A 20,589-nucleotide genomic window follows, 5' to 3' on the forward strand; every position below is an offset into this window, starting at 1 on the left:
CCGCAAATCGCAGACACCGGGAATGAGGGTACATGTCGCGTTTCGATGGTTACTTCCTGCGGCAGTTGCTGGTGCTGTTCGGCTTTTTCACTCTGGTTCTGGTCGGTGTTTTCTGGATCACGCGGTCTGTCAGCCTGTTTGATCGGGTGATCAGTGGCGGCCAGTCGGCGATTGTGTTCCTCGAATTCACCGCTCTGACGCTGCCGACCCTGATCCGGACAGTGATGCCGATGGCTGTGTTCGCTGCGGCCGTTTACGCCACGAACCGCCTCAGCCGGGAAAGTGAGATGACAGTTATGCTGGCGACCGGCTCTAGCCCATGGCGGCTGGCCCGGGCTGTGGTGCTGTTCGGTCTTGTTACAGGGATGATGATGGCGGCGATCAGCGTTTTCCTGCGCCCTGCCTCGGTCGAGCAGCTCGAGATCCGGCAGGCCGAAGTTGCAGGTGACGTGACCGCCCAATTGCTGAATGAGGGTGAGTTTCTGCACCCGGCCGACGGTGTCACGGTCTATATCGGTCGGATTGATCTGGACGGGACTTTGCACGAGGTCTTTGTCTCAGACCGGCGAGACCCAGCGAATTCTGTCAGCTATTCAAGTTCAACAGCGTATCTGGTGAACAATGCGGCCGGCATCAACCTTGTCATGCTGGATGGGGTGGCGCTGCGTTTGGACAAGGACGGGCGCACCCTGTCATCGACCCTGTTTCAGGACGCCTCTTACGATATCTCGGCGTTGACCAGTACCGGCGGCATGAACACCCGCAGTCTTGAAGCGATCCCCACAATGGAACTGATCCGGGACCGCGAGGCGATCGCCAGCGCCGAAGGGTTCAGCCCGGGTGAACTGACGGATGAGTTGCACCAGCGGTTCTCGTGGATCGCGATTTGCGTGGCGGTTGGGCTGGTCGGATATGCCACCCTGATGCTGGGAAGCTTCTCGCGGTTCGGGTTGTGGCCGCAGATTCTGGGGGCGTTTACCATTCTGGTTCTGCTGGAAGGAGTTCGGGGGTTTGTTTCTCCGGTCGTGATAGATGAGCCGGGTCTTTGGATCGTTCTCTATGCACCGGCGGTCATTGGTATCCTGATCTCGTGCCTGTTCTTGGCGGTTGCGGGACGCCCAATCTGGCGCCGTTCCAGGGCTGAGGTCGCTGTCTAGGCAGGGTCTCGCAGAACTTGCAAGCAGTCTAGAATATCCTCGAACGCGGGGCTGTCGGGGCGGGTTGCGAGGTATAGCGGCAACATCAGGTCCGGGCTCTGTTCAACCCGCACCAGTGCGCCAGAGCGAATATGCTCGGCGGCCAAATAGGCGGGAAAAAACCCACGCCCCCCTCGTTTGAGGACATAGCGCAAGGCCATCATGCAATTGCCCAGAAAGACCGTCTGCCCCTCTGCATTGCGGGCCGTGGTCCGTACATGGTCCTGGTAGGCGGTGCCAAGTTCGAGATTGATGAATACCGGGTTGTCGACCAAAGCCTCCGCGGTTTCGACCAGAACCAATCGCTCTGGTGGCAGGGTTTCAAACATCACCCGCCTGTCTGAGGGCTTTTCGTGGGTCAGCGCGGCGTCCAGCACATGTGTTGCGACCGCGTCCACCATATCTAGATCATGATCGTAGTTCAGTGTCAGCAGCAATTGGCCAAGATGCTGTTCGAAACGTATGGCGAGATCGACCAGCAAGGGATCCCAAACGCTGAGCTGCGCCCCCAGCCTCAGTGCCGGGCGATTCTGGTTTTGCGTGGGCAAATCAGTCGAAGCATAGGACCAGAGAGAGAGCATCTGCTCGGCGTAAGGACGAAACTGGCGTCCAAAATCCGTTAGTGCCGTGCCTCCGGCCCCGCGGGTGAAAAGGGGCTTTCCTGTGGCGTCCTCGATCTGCCTTATGCGCGCGCTGACAGCCGTTTGGGTCACATTCAGCTTGCGCGCTGCTGCGTGAAACCCTCCGGTCTCGGCCACGCATAGAAACGTTTCAAAAGCTTTGATCTGCATAACGGCAGTATTTTTTTGATCGCTTTGATAAAATCAATTCATTTTTTTCAGCACACAAGTCCAGATATCCTGTCCCCGATTAGGACAAAGGAAATGCTATGCTGGACAAAAGCCACAAGCCGACCTGGACCAGTTTTGAAGAGGCCACAAAAGCCGACTGGGACGCCGTTATGGACTATGAAGAGGCCTACAACGCCGCCCTGCCAGACCGGATTCTGGACGCGCTTCGTTCGTTGGATGAGGAATGGACGCCATATCCGGTGAACCGGTACCAACACTCTCTACAGGCCGCGACGCGGGCCTATGAGGATGGAGCGGATGAAGAACTTGTGGTCGCCGCGCTGATCCATGACACAGGCGATATCTTGTCGCCTTACAACCATGGTGAGCTGTCAGCGGCGATGATGAAGCCCTATGTCAGCGAAAAAACCCATTGGATTCTCAAGCATCACTGTGTGTTTCAGGGCTATTACTACAACCACCATCTTGGCGGAGACCGCAACGCGCGCGACAAGTATCGGGACAGCCCCTATTGGGAGGACTGCCGCTATTTCTGCCATGAATACGATCAGAAGGCGTTTGACCCGAACTACCCAACCAAACCGCTGGAGTTCTTCGAGCCTATGCTGCGCCGTGTGTTGAACAAGGGCGAAGGGCACATGGAGCTGAACGAAACCTCGGAGGGTTAACAGACCGCCATCAGGCGATAGACGATCTGAGCTGCAGTGAAGTCCCAGGCGGCATTGCCGTCGGGGGCTAGCTCGACAACGTCAAAGCCCACGCATTTGCGGCCTTTGAGGGCGTGTTCGACCAGCCGCAGCGCCTGATAGTAACCCAAACCGCCCGGTACAGGCGTTCCAGTGGCGGGCATTTGGGACGGGTCGAGACCATCCACGTCAAAGCTGACATAAACCAGCTCCGGGAAGTCCTCGGGCAGATCGACAGCGTGGATGTTGCCAGTGACCAGTTCCTCGGCGTCGACGTGGAAGACATGGTTTTTCAGACGGCTTTTGGCCTCTTCGGTTGAAAATGCACGCACGCCGAACTGGGCCAGACGCATGCCCTCTTCGGCCAGCAGGTGCATGACCGAGGCGTGGGAGTGTTTCTCGCCCTGATACGCGTTGCGCAAATCGGCATGGGCGTCGATCTGCACGATCCCAACGTGCTGGTTCAACGCTCGTGTCACACCCATCACGGCGCCGTAGCTGAGGGAATGCTCTCCGCCCAGGGTCACGGGCACCTTGCCCGCGCGAATGGCGGCTTCGGTCCGTTGGGCGAGGCGTTCCATCACCTCGGGCAAGGGGCCGTCGCAATCCAGCGGGGTTTCGGTAAATATACCCTCGACGCAGGGTTCTGCATGGCCGGTGATGCGTTCCAGCTCATTGCTGGCCTCGATGATCGCCTCGGGGCCTTTGGCGGTGCCGGAACCATAAGAAACCGTACGTTCCAGCGGCACCGGGATCACGCGAAAGCGCGCGTCTTCCGAGCGCTCAGCGGCGGTCAGTTCACTGTCGAGGAAAATGCTCATGAGAGGCGGTCCTTAAAGTCGTCATAGCCGAACTGTTTGATGATCTTCAGCTCGTCCGTTTCGCTGTTCCACAGGGCGATGGTCGGAAGGGGAACACCGTTGAACGTGTTGGTTTTGACCATCGAGTAATGCGCCTGATCGAGGAAGGCAAAGCGTTGCCCGATCTCCAGCGGCTTGTCCCACGTATAGTCGCCAATCACGTCACCTGCCAGGCATGAAGGCCCGCCCAGACGGTAGGTATGGCCCGCCTCGGCCTCGTCCAGCAGGGCGGGGCGATAGGGGGCCTCGATCACGTCGGGCATGTGGCAGGTGGCCGAGATATCGGTGATGGCGAGTGTCATGCCATTGGTGGGCAGGTCAAGGATCTCTCCGACCAGAATACCCGCGTCCAACGCGACGGCCTCGCCGGGTTCGAGGTAGACGTCGACATTGTATTTCGCGCGGGAGGATTTGATGAATTCCACCAGCCCGTCACGGTCGTAGTCATCGCGGGTGATGTGGTGACCGCCACCGAAGTTCAGCCATTTGAGCTGACCGAGGAAAGGTTTGAGTTTCGGCTCGACGGCAGCCCATGTGCGTTGCAGGGGTTCGAATCCCTGTTCGCAGAGCGTGTGCATGTGCAGGCCGTCTACTCCGAACAGAGTGTCTTCGTTCAATTGGCTGACGGGTGTCCCGAGGCGTGAACAGGGCGCGCAGGGGTCGTATTTGGGAATCTCGCCTTCGGAATGTTCGGGGTTAATGCGCAGGCCAATCTGAACATTGGCCGCTTGGGCTTTGGCGAGAAATCGGTCTTTTTGAGCGGGCGAGTTGAAGATGATGTGGTCGGACAGCGACAGGATTTCATCGATATCCGTATCCTTGTACCCGGCGCAGAAGGTTGCGACCTCGCCGCCATATTCCTCGCGGCCCAGACGTGCTTCATAGATGCCAGAGGCGCAGGTGCCTCCGAGGTGTTGGCGCACCAGCGGGGCCAGTGAGAACATGGAAAACGCCTTGAGCGCGCTCAGGACATTTGCGCCGGACCGGGTGCCGATATCTGACAAAATTGTCAGGTTCCGCTCGACAGCTTTTTCGTCGACCACGAAGCAGGGGCTGGGGACGCGGCTGAAGTCGAATTTGCGGAAGGCGCCGGCGTCACCGGCTTGGGTCGTCATCATGTCGGACATGTCCGGCGTCTCCGATTGTGGTGAGGCCGGGGGGCCAGCCCCCCGGACCCCCCGGGATGTTTTTGGCCAGATGAAGTTCTGGATCTAGAACTCGACGGGGCCGTCAAGTTCGTGGACTTGCCAGGGCAAGCCATGATTGTTCAGCATGTCCATGAAGTCATCTGGGTCAAGTTGTTCCATGTTCCAGACGCCAGGCTCGCGCCAGTTGCCTTTCAGCACCTGTGCCGCGCCGATCATGGCGGGGACGCCAGTGGTGTAGCTGACGGCCTGGGAGCCGACCTCGGCGTAGCATTCTTCATGGTCGCAGATGTTGTAGATGTAGAAGGTCTTCTCGCCCGAGCCGTCCTTGGCCTGACCGGTGGCGATGTCGCCAATGCATGCTTTGCCCTTGGTTTCCGCACCCAGATCGCCTGGGTCGGGTAGTAGGGTTTTCAGGAACTGGATCGGGATGATTTCCTTGCCGTCATGCATCACCGGATCGATGCGGGTCATGCCGACGTTCTCCAGCACTTTGGCGTGGGTGATGTAGGCGTCGCCGAAGGTCATCCAGAAGCGGGCGCGCTTGATCTCGGGGAAATGGGTCGAGAGCGATTCCAGTTCCTCGTGATACATCAGGTACATGGTTTTGGGGCCGATGGCGGGGAAGTCGAACTCGACCTTGTGGGTCATGGCGGGGGAGTGTTTCCACTCGCCGCCTTCCCAGTGGCGCACTTCGGCCAGCACTTCGCGCAGGTTGATCTCGGGGTTGAAGTTGGTGGCGAATTCCTGATCGTTGCTACCACCATTGGCGTCCAGCACGTCGATCTGGCGAATGGTGTCGAGCTTGTGCTTTTTGAGCCATTTCGCGAAGACGGACGTCACACCCGGATCGAAACCCGAGCCGAGGATGGCGGTCAGGCCGGCCGCTTTGAAGCGTTCCTGATAAGCCCACTGCCAATGGTATTCGAACTTGGCCTCATCCTCGGGCTCGTAATTCGCGGTGTCGAGGTAGTGGATCCCGGCCTCAAGGCAGGCATCCATCAGCACCAGATCCTGATAGGGCAGGGCAAGGTTGACGAGAATCTCGGCCCCGGTCTCCTTGATCAGCTTGACCGTGTCTTCGACCTTGTAGGCGTCCAGTTCAGCGGTCTTGATGTCTACACCGACGCGATCTTTAACGGCTGCCGCGATAGCGTCGCATTTCGATTTCGTGCGGCTGGCCAGAGTGATCTCGGTGAAGATATCCGAGTTCATCGCCATCTTATGCACAGCTGCGTGGGATACGCCGCCCGCGCCGACAACCAGTGTTTTGCCCATGGTCTGTCTCCTTCTTATTCGTAATAGGTGTAGCCGTTGATCGAGTCGCGATAGGCGCCCATCAGGGTTTTGCGGTCCTTGGCTTGCAGAGTACCGGTCGAGATCGCCTCGTCCACCATTTTGCGGAAGGCGGCGACACAGTCTTGGGGGTCGAATTCAACGTACGACAGCACCTGGCTGATCGTGTCGCCCTCTTGTTCGTGCAGTAGATCAAATCCGCCGTCTTCGCGCAGGTCGATGGTGACGACGTTGGTGTCTCCGAAAAGGTTGTGCAGATCGCCCAACGTTTCCTGATAGGCGCCGACAAAGAAGACGCCCATGAAGTACTCGACCTCATCCGGCAGCGAATGCACCGGCAGACTGGGTGAGACACCGTCGGCCAGAATGAACTGGTCGATCTTGCCGTCGCTGTCGCAGGTGATGTCTGACAGCACGGCGCGGCGGTCGGGCGTCGCATTCAGACCTTGCAGCGGGACGATTGGGTGCAACTGGTCAATGGCCCACACATCGGGCAGGGATTGAAACAGCGAGAAGTTGCAGTGGTAGATATCGGCCACTTTCTCAAGCTGGTCATCCACATCCGTTTCCAGATCATCACTGGCTGCCAAAGCTTTGAGGCGGGCCATCAGCGACAGATAGATACGCTCAGCCCGGGCCATCTGGCGCAGGTCCACGTATCCACGTCGGAACAGGGCGCGCAGCTCATTGCGATAGAAAGTCGCGTCGTTCCAGCATTCCTGCAGGCGGTCGCTGCTGAGGTATCCGTGTACCGCAGCGAGGTCCGAGACCAGATGGTTGTCATCCGGCTCCACATCCGGTGCAGTGGGTGCATCGTAGAGCGTGGTTTCCAGCACGTTGAACACCAGCATGGATGAGGTCGCCACTACGGCGCGGCCGCTTTCGGTGACCAATGTTGGGTGCGCAATCTCGGCCTCGTCCATCGCATAGGCGACAGTTTCAACCACGTTACTGCAATATTCCTCGACCGTGTAGTTGATCGAATTTTCGGCTGCCTTCTTTTCGCCGGTATAATCCACGCCCATACCGCCGCCGAGGTCCAGATGGGTCAGCGGGACGCCTTCGCGCGTGAGTTCGGTGTAATAGCGGCACGCCTCGCCGACAGCGCGGCGCACGTCGTTGACGTCCTGTACCTGAGACCCCAGATGCGAGTGCTGCAGTTTCAGGCAATGCAGCAGACCCGCGTCGCGCAGCTTGTCCACCGTGGCGACCAACTGGTCGGTGTTCATGCCAAAGGCCGAGCGATCGCCCGAGCTTTCCTCCCACTTGCCGCTGATCTGGTTGGTCAGTTTGACGCGCACGCCGATCAGAGGTTCGATACCGAGTTCCCTGTAGACCTCAATCACCGTATCCGCCTCTTTCGGGCTTTCCAGCACGATGACCGTATTGAACCCGATCTTGCGGGAGAGGATCGCCAGCTGGATGAACTCCGCATCCTTGACGCCGTTGCAGACGATCAGTGCCTCGGGGGCCAGCCGATGCGCAAGAGCCACGACCAGTTCGGGCTTTGATCCGGCCTCGAGGCCATAGTTGTACTTTTTGCCGAACTCGACGATGCGATCGACTACCTGCGCCTGCTGGTTCACCTTGATCGGAAACACGCCACGATAGGGGCCTTTGTAGCCCACCCGCGCGATGGCGTCGGCAAAGCTCTCGTTCAGATGCGCGATCTCGTGTTCTAGATACGAACTGACGCGCAGCAGCATCGGCGCCTTGATCCCACGGTCATCCAGATCGCTGAGGATACCGGGCAGACTGATCGCCGCCGTGTCCGGAGACATCGGATTGCGCAGACCGATCTCGCCCTGCTCCGTCACCTCGATGAGGCCTTTGCCCCATTTCTCAACCCCGTAGATGGTATGCGGTGCGTCGGGCGTGTGTTTCAATCAAGTCAGTCCTTAACTCAGAGGTGCCGGTTTCGCGCCCGCCAATACGGCAGCATTTTGATTCGTCCAAGTGTAAACTATGTGACAGGGATTGCCGAATGTTACGCGTGCGCGCGGATCGGGATCAGGTGGTTGTCCCATTGGCAATCGGGGCGGGCAAGAACCCGCGCGCGGAGCCCGTCTACAGCGCCAAACGTGCCCGTGCCGGTGGTAAAGACCAGCCCGTCCGGACCTGCGCCCAGACCGCAGACATCCTCCAGTTCGAAAGCTCTCGTGAAGCTGCGACCTGCTACATCGAACAGATGCAGCGCATTTCCCCGTGGACAGGTTATGGCGACCTCGGCCCCGCTGGCCGAAAAGGCGATGCTGCCAGCATAGCCTTGCAAGGTATTTTGGAGGTCTTCTGGTGCGGACAGAAGTTGCGGCGGCGCGCCCCGACGGTGTAGGCCCAGCAGGGGCGTATGCTTGGTCTGGCTGCCCTGCCATTGCATCGCGAACCCCACCAGCCCGTCGTTGCGCACGCTGAGATGACGGATGGAGTTCTTGTGCAGGGCGTTTGGCAGCTCGACCCGTTCAAGCAGTCGACCGGACAGGTCCAGATAGGTCAGGTTTGGCTGCATGACGGGTAGGTTCAGTTTCGTCCGCCCGGTCTCAGGGTGGGTTTCGATTCCTCCATTGGCGATCACAAGGCTTTGGCCATCCGGCATTAGGCGCATGTCATGTGGACCAACCCCGCCCGACGAAAACTCTCCCAACCGTTCAAAGCTGGTGGCGTCCCATAGGCTGATACGGCCTTCGCCAGCCTCATAGTCGTTTTCGGTAGCAAAGAACCGGGTGCCGTCCGATGTGAAAGTACCATGACCATAGAAATGTCGTCCCTCAGGGGCCCGTAGCCGTGCAAGCTCTTGCCCGGTTGCGCAGTCTATGACCAGAGCAAACGTGCCGGGGCGGCGGGCGAAGGCCACGGCCAGCGCCTTGCGGGGGTGTGCGGCGGCGGCATGGCCTCTTGCGGGCAGGGGCAGCGAGAACAGGATGTCTCCGCCCTCATCCAGACCGGCCAGACGGAACGCGCCATCCGGAAACAGCCCAGCGGCCAGAAAAGCGGGCGCCCCGACCGAGGTCCACCCCGTTGCGGGCGCAAGGCTTGCAGCCGCAAGACCGGCCAGGAAATGGCGACGGTTGGTCACTACTCAGTCCCCGTCCAGAGAGTTGAACCCGGCGCTGATGCCGAGGGTCGGGCCAAGCTCGGTCGTGGCGATGGTCCGAATGCCATTCACGGCCTGTTGTAGCGCTTCGACCCGGAAACGGCCTGCAGGATTGGCCACGCCAGCGAAGGCTGGGTCGTCGATGGACCGGGCGCTTTTGATTGCGCGGTTGAAGGCCACGTCCAGATCCTGCGCGATCTCGGGATGGTCGGCGGACAACCGCGCTGCAAGGTCCTGCAGGGCAATCAAGGACAGCTCGACATGACGCAAGGCGCGTTCCGAGCGGCGGGCTTCGGCCCTGTTGGGGCGGGGGCGGTCGAACGTGCCAAGGGGCCGTCCCAATCGGGTCTCGGCAGTGAATTGCAGCCCGGTCGAGAGCGCTTTGAAAAGCTCCTGCATCGCCTCATCCTGCGTGCGGTACGGGCTGTCGCCCCCCGGCTGTTCCAGCTTCACTGCATAGCTTTGCCATTCTTCCGCCATCGCGTCGGCACTTGCGTCGAGATCCGCCGTGATGGCCCGGATCAGAGCGCATCGGTATTCGGCACTGCCCTGATCGGCGAATTTGGGATCGTAGAGCATCTGCTCAAGCGCAAAGAATCCGCGCCCCGCGACCGAGGTTTCGGCATAGGCGGCCGTGTCGTTCACGGCGGGGTCTTCTGCCGCGATGTGCTGCGATAGAGCCTTGGGCGTGAACCCTTTCGTGTCTGGCCAAAAGGCCATGGCAAAGGCGCGGTCGTCGGCCTCGGTGGGGCCAAAGCGCAGATGGCTGGCCGATATCCACGCGTCAAAGGCGGTGCCATAGGCCGTGCGCAAGGTCTCTGATTGAGGGACGCAATCGGATTGGGATGCGGAGGATAAAGCCTCGGTCGCGTCTGCCAATTCAGCAAAGCGCGGCAGAATATGCGCGGCAGGCACATCCGTCAGGATCGCTGCTCGGTCTTGGGCTGACGCCGCCAAAGGGGCGACTAAGGCAATGGCAAAAGCAAATAGGCGCATGGGTCACAGACTTTCGAGAAAACGGATAAGGGCGTCGCGGTCGGCTTTGGGCATGGTCACGACAGTGTCACGTGCGGTTTGTGCTTCGCCCCCGTGCCAAAGCACAACCTCAAGCAGGGTGCGGGCGCGCCCGTCATGTAGGAACTCAGTATGGCCGGACACGCGTTGGGTCAGACCAATCCCCCACAGGGGCGGCGTGCGCCATTCGCGGCCTGTGGCGCGGGCTTCGGGGCGGTTGTCAGCCAGACCGTCGCCCATGTCATGCAGCAAGAGGTCGGTATAGGGCCAGATCAGCTGAAAACTATGCTCGGGCCGGTCTTCCATGCGATGGGTGACATGGGTCGGGGTATGGCAGGCGGCGCAGCCTGTGGCGTGGAACACCTCTTTCCCGCGCAGCACTTGCGGGTCATCCACATCCCGACGACGCGGGACGCCCAGATTGCGGCTGTAGAAGGCCACGAGGTCCATGCCGACCTGATCCACCTCGAAGACGCGCACATCGCCGTCGCCATGCGGGGCTTTTATGCAATTGTCCTGCGCATCGGTGCAATCTCCGTACGGGGCGGGAAACAGCGGGGTCGAGATGCCGATATCACCTGCAAAAGCAGCCGCCGATTGCTCCATGACCGTGGGCATTCCGGCCTTATGGCCGAAGCGGCCCATCATCGGGGCGTCAAACTCGGTCGACCAGACAATGTTCGCTCGGCCCGAGATACCATCGCCATCCGTATCGTCCGGGTCGGCTTTGGCCAGCAGGTCCTCGACCGGGATCGCCTCAAGCAGACCAAGGCCAATCATCTGAGGCGCAACGCGCGGGCTGAGCATGGCGTCCGGGTGCAACGGGCCGTATCCCAGATCGGCAGCCCTGTAGGTGGGGCGGCGGAGCGAGGCGCTCTCGCCCTCGGACAGCGCAACCGGGATCTCTTCGTAGGTGATCTCCAACCGGTATTCCGCCGGATGGCCGGCCAAGGCGAAGTCCTGCATCTGGCCGCCGTAGTTGGGCTCGGGAAGGGTGGCGAGATAGTCTTCGATCCCATCCGGCGCGTCCTCTGGACCTCCGGGGATAGACACGCGCAGGAACATCGAGATGGCGTTGTCATCCGGCCCGTTCGGCGTATGCCCGCGCCCATCCTTGATGTGACAGCGCTGGCACGAGCGCGCGTTATAAAGCGGCCCAAGACCATCAGACGCGAGGGTTGAGGACGGCGAAGAGACCCAGATTTTCTTGAACAATCCGTTGCCGACCTTGAAGTCCAGCTCTTGCTCAAAGCTCAGGTTCTTGGACGGTTGCGATAACGCATCCGCGTTGTTGCGCACGCGCACGGTTGAGGCCCCGGCAGGCAACTCTTCGAACCTTTGCGGCGCGCTGAAATCCTGCGGCGGTGCAGTGACACCGGCAATGCGGGCGCGTTCGTCTTCGGTACGTGGGGTGAAGTTGAGGTGAAGGTCCTGCAGCTCGGCTGACAGGGAAGGGGTGGCCGCGGTAGCGACCACCGAGAGGGCGAGAATACTATTCCTCGGCGTCCATTTTCGCGGCGTTGAGTTGCGCATAATTCGCGTCGCCAATCCTTTCATACAGATCGAGCTGCGTTTCCAGGAAGTCGATATGGCCTTCTTCATCGCTGATCAATTCCTCAAACAGCGACATCGAGACGTAGTCGCCCGCCTCGCGGCAATATTCCCGCGCTTCGACATACAATGTGCGGGCATCGTGTTCGGCGGCCAGATCGCATTCCAGCGTTTCCTTGGGGTTCTGCCCGATCCGCAGAGGGTCGAGCTTTTGCAGGTTCGGGTGGCCTTCCAGAAAGATGATCCGTTCGATCAGCTTGTCCGCATGACCCATCTCTTCGATGCTTTCTTCGCGGCTTTTCTTGGCCATATGGGCCAGGCCCCAGTCTTCCTGAAGCCGGTAGTGCAGCCAATACTGGCTGACGGCTGTCAGCTCATGCCGCAGGGATTTGTTGAGATACTCTATGACCTTGGGATCGCCCTTCATCTGCCTTCTCCTGTGATAGGCCGGTGCGCAACGCACGCAGCTGCATGGGGACTTCCAGATTATCGTCGGTTCGCATCGTGTCTAGGAAAAGCGGCATGCATCCGCCACAGTCGGCAGATTTCCCGAGCGCGTGGTAGACCTTGCCCGGGGTTATGATCGCTTGCGGGTCAGAGGTCCGCATCCAGTCGATAGCGGCCCGGATGTCGTGGTCGGAGATGTTTGTGCAGTGGCAGACGATCATGGCGAATCGAGGCTCGTTGGGTTTCTTACTTATTTAGTAAGTTATTGCCGTTTGGTCGAGTCACGCAGTGATGTGACCTAGATGTTGGAGGCGCCGTATCGCCGACGCCCCCGACAATGTCATGGTATTACTGGAAAACCGCGTCAGGGTTGTCCAGGCTGTCCGAGCCTTCGAACTCGATGCCGTCAAGCTCGAGCGTCGATACAATACGCTCGATGGTCTTGGTCTGGTCGACCAGACCGTTGACACCACCCATGATCAGCGCTTCGCCACCGGCATTGCCGCGTTCCAGCATCTGGTCATAGGCGAAACCGGCCTCGGCGGTCGATTTGATCCGGCCCAGAGCTTGCATCGTGGTCGACAGCTTGGTTTTCATCTCAGTATCCAGCGCCGGGTCAGCGGCGATCACCAGATCCGACAGCGAGGCGCCCGAGATCGGAGTGCCGTCAATGCGGGTGTAGCTGCCCAGATAGACGTTCTGAATGCCAAGGCCATCGTAGTAGTGGCTGTTGTGCGTGTTATCGGCAAAGCAATCATGCTCTTCCTCGGGGTCGTTCAGCATCAGGCCCAGGCGCATACGCTCACCAGCCTGTTCCCCGTAGGACAGCGAACCCATGCCAGTCAAAATGGTGCTGATGCCCGCGGATTCGTTCTCGGTGAGGGCGACGCGTGCATCACCACCTTCGGCCCACTGTGCGGTCATCCATTCCAGATCGCTGATCAGCAGGTCGGTCGCGGCGCTCAGATATTGCGCGCGGCGGTCGCAGTTGCCGTTGGTGCAGTCGACACCTTTCGCATAGTCGGTTGCCGGGCGGTTGCCTGCGCCCGCGCCGTGACCGTTCAGGTCCTGCCCCCACAGCAGGAATTCGATGGCATGGTAGCCGGTGGCGACGTTGGCCTCGATCCCGTCGGCTTCGTGCAATTTGTCTGCCAGCAATTCGGGGGTGATCTCGTTCGCGTCAATCGCGGTTCCCGAAAGCTCGAAGTTCGGGTTTGCGATGACATTGAGAACGGCGAATTCGTTCTCGTCAGTGGCGCCGCCGTAGGAGGCGTCGACATAGTCGATCAGGCCTTCGTCCAGCGGCCACGCATTTACTTTGCCTTCCCAATCATCGACGATGGCGTTGCCAAAGCGGTAGACCTCGGTCTGCTGATAGGGGACGCGGGCGGCAATCCAGGCCGCGCGGGCGGCATTCAGCGTGGCGTCCGACGGGTCGGCGATCAGTGCGTTGACGGCGTTTTGCAGCGCTTTGGCGGCGATCAGGCTGTCATCATATTTGGCTTCTGCAATATCGGCGTAAGTGTCCAGCACGTCCGCTTTTGCAGGGGCGTCACCGGCCGATGCGGCGGTGGCCACGCATAGGGTCAGAGTGCTGGCGGCAGCAAAGAATTTCGTCATTGGGTTCAGGTCTTTCATGTCAGGAATCTCGTTCATGTGCGTCCAAAAGGGGCTGCACTTGCACGCGTATAGCTGAGTGAAATAGTCGACAATGTCAACCTGAGTTTTATTGTCGGATTTACTGCAGGGACGCTACATCCCCATATCTGGTGGGTCTGATACACGCCGTCGCGATTGCGCCATGTTCGTATAAAGTTAGACTAATCCATGTGATTCTATTGCGAGTGGTGTGAGTTCATGAAGTGGTTGAGTGCTTCGATCGGTTTGTGTGCAGTAACCGTCCAGGCATGGGCGGGGGATCAGGTGCCCGCGCAGACCGCTGCTGCGGGGTCGTTGGATATTTCCTTTGAGGAAACTCAGTTCAGCGTGTCTTTGGTAGTCCCGAGCGAGGATATTTTGGGGTTTGACCATCGCGCAGCAGATGACGCGGATCGCTCCGCGATCGCGGATGCCATTTCGTCCTTGTCAAAGCCGTTGACCCTTTTTGTTGTCCCTGAACAGGCTGGGTGCGCCACGGCGTCGGCCAATGTGTCTTTGACAGGCGAAGGGCTGGGGTCGGATGCAGACGCGGTGGGCGCGCCCGAGATTCTGGCCGAGTATGTTATTCAGTGTTCGGACATGGCCGCTCTGGATATGATCGAATTCGCGTATTTTGAGCGCTTTGATCAAGTTTCGACGCTCGATATCACCGCATCGTCGCAGGGTGTTACGCGGCGCGTCCATGTTACCTCGCAGTCGCCGGTCCTTGATGTCTCGGCTTTGCAAGGCTCGGACTAATACTGCCTCCGTGTTTAGTGAAAAGGGTTTCGGCAGGGTGGATCGACGAGCAAAGTAGACAAGCTCGAAAGTCGGACCGGAATCACCTGGGGTCTGAGCGGGTGCGTGGGTGCTTATGAGTGCACAAAACACTCAGCTGTGACCTAAATTCTGATCAAATTCCGCAAAATTAATGTTTGTGTCGGAAAGAAACCAAGATCTGACACGAATTGGCAATAGTTGTGCCAACATTCGTCGGTACCACCACACTATCCTACCGAGGTGTTGACTAGTCCGATTTTAATGAGGGGGTTCTCGAAGGGATCGGGGGATGAGCGTGGATGTGCCCAGTTTCGGGCAGATCAGGATGCTCTCCCCCAGTGGTGGGTTTGCTTGATTTCAGTCAATCTTGTTGCGCTGTGCGTGAGGCGTGACGCCAAAACTCAGGCGAAACACGCGTGAGAAATGGCCTGGATTCTCAAACCCGCATGCCATGGCGACCTCAGTCACCGAGGCCTCGGTTTGCAACAGCAGTTTTTGCGCGCGCTCAAGGCGCATCTCCATAAAATACTTTTTGGGCGAGGTATTTAGGTATTTCCCGAAAAGCCGTTCGAGCTGCCGTGTCGAAATGCCAAGTTCATCAGCAATCGCAGAGGGCGAGACCGGCGTTTCGATGTTGTTGCGCATGACCTCAATCGCTTTGGCCAGATGGATGTTGCGCATGCCGTTGCGCGATTGCAGTGAAACGCGTTGTTTGGCCGTGGCGTTGCGCACAGCGTTGTAAACCATCTGATCGGCCACATCCATGGCCAGCTCAACGCCGTGGTCTCGTTCGATCAAGTGCAACATCAGGTCGGCGGTCGCCGTCCCGCCCGAGGCGGTGATGTGCTTTTCGTCGGCCACAAACACGCTGCGCACCAAATTTACATCGGGAAAGGCCTCGGTGAAGGCGTCATGGTATTCCCAATGTATAGCGGCCTGCATTTCGTTCAGAAAACCGGCCTCAGCCAAAAGCCAAGCGCCCGAACAGAGCGCGCCGATCGCAGTCCCTCTTGCCCGTTCACGCCGCAGCAAACCCAGCAGAGGTTTGGAGGCGTGGTTCCGCATGTGGATGCCGGACAGCACGAAAATCTGATCAGATTTGGGGAGACTATCGAATCCCCCATGGACCAGAGTCACCGAGCCGTTGGAGCAGACAGCGTGTTCACCATGCTCAGACACAAAAGACCAACTGTAGAGATCCTGCCCGCTGACGAGGTTGGCGATCCGCAAAGGCTCGACCGCGCAGGAAAACGCGAGGTGCGAGAACTCCTCGATCAGGATGAAAGTGATGTGGCTGGGATCGGGCATGGCGGTCTTTGCGCTTCCGGGCTGCTGGGTGGTTTCGACATTATTCGCAGGTTGCCTATGCTGCACGAAAATTAATTGTATACAAGTTGTATTTTAATCGCATACAACACCCGTGGCTGGGCGATCTCGATTCGCCAAGTGGCCGCGGCAAAGGGATAGGCGGATGAAGGACGAAGCGCGTTCGCGCAAATCTGAGCTTGCAGAACACCTCAAGGTCTCGATTCTGACATTGCGGCTACAACCCGGCGCCGATCTGGATGAGGCGCATTTGTCCGAAGCATTCGGCCTGTCGCGAACCCCGTTGCGCGAAGTGTTCCGGCAATTGGCCGGTGAGGGATATCTGGACCAGCGCGCCAACCGCAGCACGCGCGTATCCGAGATGTCGCATACCGCGCTGCGGGATTTCTTTCTGGCGGCCCCGATGGTGTATGGCGCCATCCTGAGGCTGGCCGCGCGCAACGCTCTGCCAGATCAGATTGACGCCCTGAAGGATGCCCAACAGTCCTTTTGTTCGGCTCTGCAGTCGGGCTCGGCCGAGGATCGCGCGCTGGCCAATAACCGGTTTCATGATGTTACGGGGCAGATGTCCGGCAATGTATATCTGTTGCCTTCCTTCAATCGCCTTTTGATTGACCACGCCCGGATCGGCATGACCTTTTACAGACCGCGCAACACGGGTCTGACCGAAAACCTGACTGAAGCCAGCCGTCAGCACGACGCCATCATCGCCGCCATCGAGGCGGGCGATGAGGCGGCTGCTGCGCAACTGGCCGAGGACCATTGGAACCTGTCTCGCGATCAGATTGAGCTGTTCGTGATGCCTGATGCGCTGGATGTCCCGATGGGCATCCCGCCTCTTTCAAAACCTGCATGAGGACGGAATGAACCCGATTTTCAAGTTTGAGGGGATCTATACCCCTGTGGTCACGCCCTATCACGAGGATGGCAGCGTGAATTGGGACGCTTTGTCCGACGTGATCGAATACCTGATCGCCAGTGGTGTTCACGGGCTGATCTCGGGCGGCTCGACCGGCGAAAACTATGCTCAAACCGTTGAAGAGCGGCTGGAGCTGGCCAAGTTCACGCATGCGCAGTTGAAAGGTCGTCTGCCTCTGGTCGTCGGGACCGGGGCGCTGCTGACGCCGGACTCGATTGCGCTGGCCTCGGGGGCGCGTGAGATCGGAGCAGACTCAATTTTGCTGGCAAGCCCGCCTTATTCGGTGCCCACCGATCGTGAGAATGCGCTGAACGCGCTGGCCATCGACAAGGCCGCCGACCTGCCGGTGATGCTGTACAACTACCCGCACCGCACTGGGACGATGATGGGCGAGGAGTTCCTCGACCGTGTGGGCCGCAGCCGGAATTTCTGCGGCATCAAGGAAAGCTCGGGCGATATCAACCGGGTCCATCTGTTGGCGCGCGACTACCCGCATATTCAGCTGGGATGTGGCATGGATGATCAGGCGCTGGAGTTCTTTGCCTGGGGCGCGCCGTTTTGGGTGTGCGGTGGGTCGAACTTTCTGCCGGAAGAGCATGTGGCGCTGTACAACGCCTGTGTGATCGAAGGTAATTTCGCCAAAGGCCGCAGGATCATGAGCGCGATGATGCCTCTGATGCGGGTGCTGGAACAGGGCGGCAAGTTCATCCAGACCATCAAACATGGCGTCACCATGAATGGCATTGAGGCGGGCGCGATGCGGCCTCCGCTGAAGGGTCTGAACAAGGATGACAAGCGGGCGTTGGAACAGGTGACCCGCGTGTTGAAGAAAACAATCGCTGACATCGTAGCTGAAAAGAAGATTGGGGGCTAAGGCATGGAATTGCTGACACAGGACGAATACAAATCCATCGCCGCAGACCTGACGCTGCCGACCGGAGCATTCATTGACGGCGCGTACCGCCCGGCGATCTCGGGCGAGACGTTCGAAACGGTGAACCCCGCGACCGGAGAGAAGCTGGCCGATATTGCCGCTTGTGGTGCTGCGGACGTTGATTTCGCGGTCGAAAAAGCGCGCGAAGCCTTTGACGATGGGCGGTGGTCGAAACTGCACCCTTCGGAGCGCAAGGATGTCTTGATCCGGCTCTGCAAACTGATGACCCGCAATGCCCGCGAACTGGCGGTGATGGAGAGCATCGACAGCGGCAAGACCATTTTTGACTGCGAAACCGTGGACGTGCCCGAAACGATTCACTGTCTGAAATGGCACGCCGAAGCAATCGACAAGATCTACGATCAGGTCTCACCCGCCAGTGACGACCACATCGCCATGGTCGTGCGTGAGCCGATTGGCGTGGTGGGTTTGGTGCTGCCTTGGAACTTCCCGCTGCTCATGCTGGCCTGGAAAATCGGACCGGCTCTGGCGGCAGGGTGCTCGGTCGTAGTGAAGCCCGCAGCTGAGACAACGCTGACCGCACTTCGTCTTGCCGAACTCGCAATGGAGGCGGGCCTGCCGCGCGGCGTTCTGAACATCGTCCCCGGCGGCGGTGCTGCAGTGGGTGAGCCGATCGGGCGACATATGGATGTCGACATGGTCTCGTTCACCGGCTCGACCGTGACCGGCAAGCGGTTCCTGACCTACTCGGCTGAAAGCAACGCCAAAGAGGTCGTGCTGGAGATGGGTGGCAAGAACCCGGCCATCGTTATGGATGATGCCGAAAACCTGGATCGCGTGGCCGCACATATCGTGAATGGGGCTTTCTGGAACATGGGCGAGAACTGCTCGGCCGCGTCACGGTTGATCGTGCACAAGGATGTAAAGGCCGAGTTGCTGGAGCGCATCGCCCATCACGCCAAGCAGTGGAACATTGGCGACCCGCTTGACCCGGAAACCCGCATGGGCGCGCTGGTCAGCGAAGGGCACTATAACAAGGTATGTGGCTATCTGGATCAGGCCGAGAATGTGGTGATCGGCGGCAAGGCCGACTCTGTTCAATCTGGCGGCAAAGCCGCCGGGGGCTTTGTCGAAGCCACCGTGGTCGAAGTCTCGGGCAATGACGCCACTCTGGCGCGTGAGGAGATCTTTGGCCCCGTCCTGTCGGTGATTGAGGTCTCGGGCTTCGATGAGGCCATCAAGATCGCCAATGATACCGAATATGGCCTCTGCGCCTCGATCTTCACGGCCAATGCGAAACGCGCGATCCGGGGCGCTCGGGCGATCCGGGCAGGGACAGTGACCGTGAACAGCTTTGGCGAAGGGGATATCACCACGCCCTTTGGCGGCTACAAGCAGTCCGGCTTCGGCGGGCGCGACAACTCCGTCCATGCGCATGATCAGTACACCCAGTTGAAAACCATCTGGATTGATCTGGCCGATGATGCGGATGAGGCCGTCGATTGAGCGCATACTCAGCACGCAAACTGCCAACCCATCGCGGCCCTGCGGCCTGGAGCGCCATCCTCGGCGCCCAGCCGCCCGCGGTGGAGTTGGACAAGGACATGACGGCTGATGTCGTGGTCGTCGGCGCCGGCTTTGCCGGTTTGTCGGCGGCGCGGCGTCTGACCCAGTTGGACCCCAAGGCGCGTGTGGTCGTGCTTGAGGCCGGTCGCGTGGCCGAAGGGGCCGCGGGGCGAAACTCGGGCTTCATGATCGACCTTCCGCATGACCTTGCATCGGATGACTATGCCGGTGCGGGGGACGACAAGACAATGATCGCCCTCAACCGGCAGGCCATTGCATTCGCGCGGTCCGCTGTTGAGCAATACCAGATCGAACGCAACTTTTTCGATGAGGTCGGCAAGGTCAATGGAGCGGCAGGCGACACGGGCCATGCGCACAATGTCAGCTACGCGCGGCATCTGGAAACCTTAGGCGAAACCAGCGAGATGCTGAACCCCGCGCAGATGCACGAACTCACAGGATCACGGCATTATCAATCGGGCCTGTTCACGCCTGGAACGGTCATGCTGCAACCGGCGGGCTATGTTCGAGGGTTGGCTGCGGGGCTGGCTGGCGATGGGGTCACCATTTTCGAAAACTCGCCCGTTCTTAGGTTTGAAAAACGCGGCAGCGACTGGGTGGTGCGGACTGGGAAAGGCACCGTAAGCACCGGCAAGATCATCCTGACGGTCAACGGCCATCTGGAAAGCTTCGGGATTGAGCGTGACCGGTTGATGCAGCTGTTCCTCTTTGCCTCGATGACTCCCGAGTTAGATACCGATGCGCTGACCCGTTTGGGTGGGCAGCCGCGCTGGGGCGTGACACCTTCGGACCCGATGGGAACGACCATGCGCAGGATCGACACCGGGCAGGGCGGCAATCGCATTGTCACCCGGACCTGTGCGGCGTTGCGGCCAGGCATGGCAGCAACCTCCAGCGATCTGGCGCGTGCCGCCAAAGTGATGCAGCGCAAGTTCGATCAGCGGTTCCCGCAACTAGCGGGGCTGAGGATGGAGCATCAATGGGCCGGTCACCTATGCCTCAGCCTCAATAGCGTCTCCGTCGCCCGAGAGATTGAGCCGGGCGTATATTCCGGTTGCGTTCAGAACGGGCTGGGCACTGCGCGCGGGACCCTGACCGGGATCGCAGCGGCGGAGAGGGCCTGTGGCCACAGTTCCGACATCACAAGTTTTTTCGAAGCCGAAGACACCCCCAAACGCCTGCCGCCCCAGCCATTCTGGGAAATCGGGGCGAATGCCGTGTTGCGTTGGAAAGAATGGCGCGCGCGGGATGAATGAGTATGGCGGGCTCAACCGAGCCTGCCGACATTGAGCGGCCCGAGACACGCAAGTTCTCTCGCCTGTTGCGGCTTTAGCGGTTTTGCAAAA

At 59.6% G+C, this 20,589-nt stretch carries 19 protein-coding genes; 7 read left to right on the top strand and 12 right to left on the bottom strand.

Going from position 1 to position 20,589, the window contains the following annotated elements:
* Positions 1–32: 32 nt before the first annotated feature.
* Positions 33–1,157 carry an LPS export ABC transporter permease LptF gene (gene lptF / locus ACR3FB_RS02855; RefSeq protein ID WP_480563917.1) on the top strand — a complete coding sequence of 375 codons (1,125 nt, stop codon included), beginning with the start codon at positions 33–35 and terminating at the stop codon, positions 1,155–1,157.
* Here lptF and ACR3FB_RS02860 read toward each other — a convergent pair.
* A complete protein-coding gene (locus ACR3FB_RS02860; protein ID WP_480563919.1) occupies positions 1,154–1,987 on the bottom strand; it encodes a LysR family transcriptional regulator in 834 nt (277 codons plus the stop codon). The genes lptF and ACR3FB_RS02860 overlap by 4 nt on opposite strands.
* 98 nt (positions 1,988–2,085) lie before the next feature.
* Between ACR3FB_RS02860 and ACR3FB_RS02865 the strand changes: the two genes are divergently transcribed.
* The gene (locus ACR3FB_RS02865) at positions 2,086–2,676 is read left to right on the top strand and encodes an HD domain-containing protein (protein WP_480563921.1); all 591 of its coding nucleotides are present in this window, start codon (positions 2,086–2,088) and stop codon (positions 2,674–2,676) included.
* Here the strand turns inward: ACR3FB_RS02865 and speB are convergent.
* The 10 genes from speB to ACR3FB_RS02915 form a co-directional block, all read right to left on the bottom strand.
* Positions 2,673–3,515, bottom strand: a complete 843-nt coding sequence (speB, locus tag ACR3FB_RS02870; protein WP_480563923.1) for an agmatinase — start codon at positions 3,513–3,515, stop codon at positions 2,673–2,675. The two genes, ACR3FB_RS02865 and speB, sit on opposite strands and share 4 nt — an antisense overlap.
* On the bottom strand, positions 3,512–4,681 hold the full coding sequence (nspC, locus tag ACR3FB_RS02875) for a carboxynorspermidine decarboxylase (protein ID WP_480563925.1): 1,170 nt from the start codon (positions 4,679–4,681) through the stop codon (positions 3,512–3,514). The genes speB and nspC overlap by 4 nt, the downstream gene beginning before the upstream one ends.
* 84 nt (positions 4,682–4,765) lie before the next feature.
* Positions 4,766–5,977, bottom strand: a complete 1,212-nt coding sequence (locus ACR3FB_RS02880; RefSeq protein WP_480563927.1) for a saccharopine dehydrogenase family protein — start codon at positions 5,975–5,977, stop codon at positions 4,766–4,768.
* 14 nt (positions 5,978–5,991) lie between these two features.
* A complete protein-coding gene (gene speA / locus ACR3FB_RS02885) occupies positions 5,992–7,881 on the bottom strand; it encodes a biosynthetic arginine decarboxylase (protein ID WP_480563929.1) in 1,890 nt (629 codons plus the stop codon).
* Positions 7,882–7,982: 101 nt separating this feature from the next.
* The gene (locus ACR3FB_RS02890) at positions 7,983–9,068 is read right to left on the bottom strand and encodes a DUF1513 domain-containing protein (RefSeq protein WP_480563931.1); all 1,086 of its coding nucleotides are present in this window, start codon (positions 9,066–9,068) and stop codon (positions 7,983–7,985) included.
* Positions 9,069–9,071: 3 nt separating this feature from the next.
* Complete coding sequence (locus ACR3FB_RS02895; RefSeq protein ID WP_480563933.1) at positions 9,072–10,082, bottom strand: imelysin family protein; 1,011 nt, start codon at positions 10,080–10,082, stop codon at positions 9,072–9,074.
* A gap of 3 nt (positions 10,083–10,085) precedes the next feature.
* Positions 10,086–11,633: a di-heme oxidoreductase family protein gene (locus ACR3FB_RS02900; protein ID WP_480563935.1), complete on the bottom strand. Its 1,548-nt coding sequence runs from the start codon at positions 11,631–11,633 to the stop codon at positions 10,086–10,088.
* Positions 11,593–12,078 carry a bacterioferritin gene (gene bfr, locus ACR3FB_RS02905; RefSeq protein WP_170556457.1) on the bottom strand — a complete coding sequence of 162 codons (486 nt, stop codon included), beginning with the start codon at positions 12,076–12,078 and terminating at the stop codon, positions 11,593–11,595. Before bfr ends, ACR3FB_RS02900 begins: the two co-directional genes overlap by 41 nt.
* The gene (locus ACR3FB_RS02910; RefSeq protein WP_170380566.1) at positions 12,026–12,319 is read right to left on the bottom strand and encodes a (2Fe-2S)-binding protein; all 294 of its coding nucleotides are present in this window, start codon (positions 12,317–12,319) and stop codon (positions 12,026–12,028) included. Before ACR3FB_RS02910 ends, bfr begins: the two co-directional genes overlap by 53 nt.
* Before the next feature lie 127 nt (positions 12,320–12,446).
* Positions 12,447–13,718, bottom strand: a complete 1,272-nt coding sequence (locus ACR3FB_RS02915; protein WP_480566475.1) for an imelysin family protein — start codon at positions 13,716–13,718, stop codon at positions 12,447–12,449.
* Positions 13,719–13,955: 237 nt separating this feature from the next.
* Here ACR3FB_RS02915 and ACR3FB_RS02920 point away from each other — a divergent pair, with 237 nt between their 5' ends.
* Complete coding sequence (locus ACR3FB_RS02920) at positions 13,956–14,495, top strand: ZrgA family zinc uptake protein (protein WP_480563937.1); 540 nt, start codon at positions 13,956–13,958, stop codon at positions 14,493–14,495.
* A gap of 378 nt (positions 14,496–14,873) precedes the next feature.
* Here the strand turns inward: ACR3FB_RS02920 and ACR3FB_RS02925 are convergent, their stop codons facing one another.
* Positions 14,874–15,824, bottom strand: coding sequence for a GlxA family transcriptional regulator (locus ACR3FB_RS02925; RefSeq protein ID WP_480563939.1), 951 nt, complete (start codon positions 15,822–15,824; stop codon positions 14,874–14,876).
* A 163-nt stretch (positions 15,825–15,987) separates the two neighbouring features.
* Here ACR3FB_RS02925 and ACR3FB_RS02930 point away from each other — a divergent pair, with 163 nt between their 5' ends.
* From ACR3FB_RS02930 to ACR3FB_RS02945, 4 genes are read left to right on the top strand one after another with little or no spacing between them, the layout of a single operon-like run.
* The gene (locus ACR3FB_RS02930) at positions 15,988–16,698 is read left to right on the top strand and encodes a GntR family transcriptional regulator (RefSeq protein ID WP_480563941.1); all 711 of its coding nucleotides are present in this window, start codon (positions 15,988–15,990) and stop codon (positions 16,696–16,698) included.
* 7 nt (positions 16,699–16,705) lie between these two features.
* The gene (locus tag ACR3FB_RS02935) at positions 16,706–17,635 is read left to right on the top strand and encodes a dihydrodipicolinate synthase family protein (protein WP_480563943.1); all 930 of its coding nucleotides are present in this window, start codon (positions 16,706–16,708) and stop codon (positions 17,633–17,635) included.
* A gap of 3 nt (positions 17,636–17,638) precedes the next feature.
* Positions 17,639–19,162 carry an aldehyde dehydrogenase gene (locus ACR3FB_RS02940; RefSeq protein ID WP_480563945.1) on the top strand — a complete coding sequence of 508 codons (1,524 nt, stop codon included), beginning with the start codon at positions 17,639–17,641 and terminating at the stop codon, positions 19,160–19,162.
* Positions 19,159–20,499 (top strand): NAD(P)/FAD-dependent oxidoreductase, encoded by a 1,341-nt coding sequence (locus ACR3FB_RS02945; protein WP_480563947.1) that lies wholly within the window; start codon positions 19,159–19,161, stop codon positions 20,497–20,499. Before ACR3FB_RS02940 ends, ACR3FB_RS02945 begins: the two co-directional genes overlap by 4 nt.
* Positions 20,500–20,589 lie beyond the last annotated feature (90 nt).

The sequence above is a fragment of the Ruegeria sp. AO1 genome, from assembly GCF_056535985.1.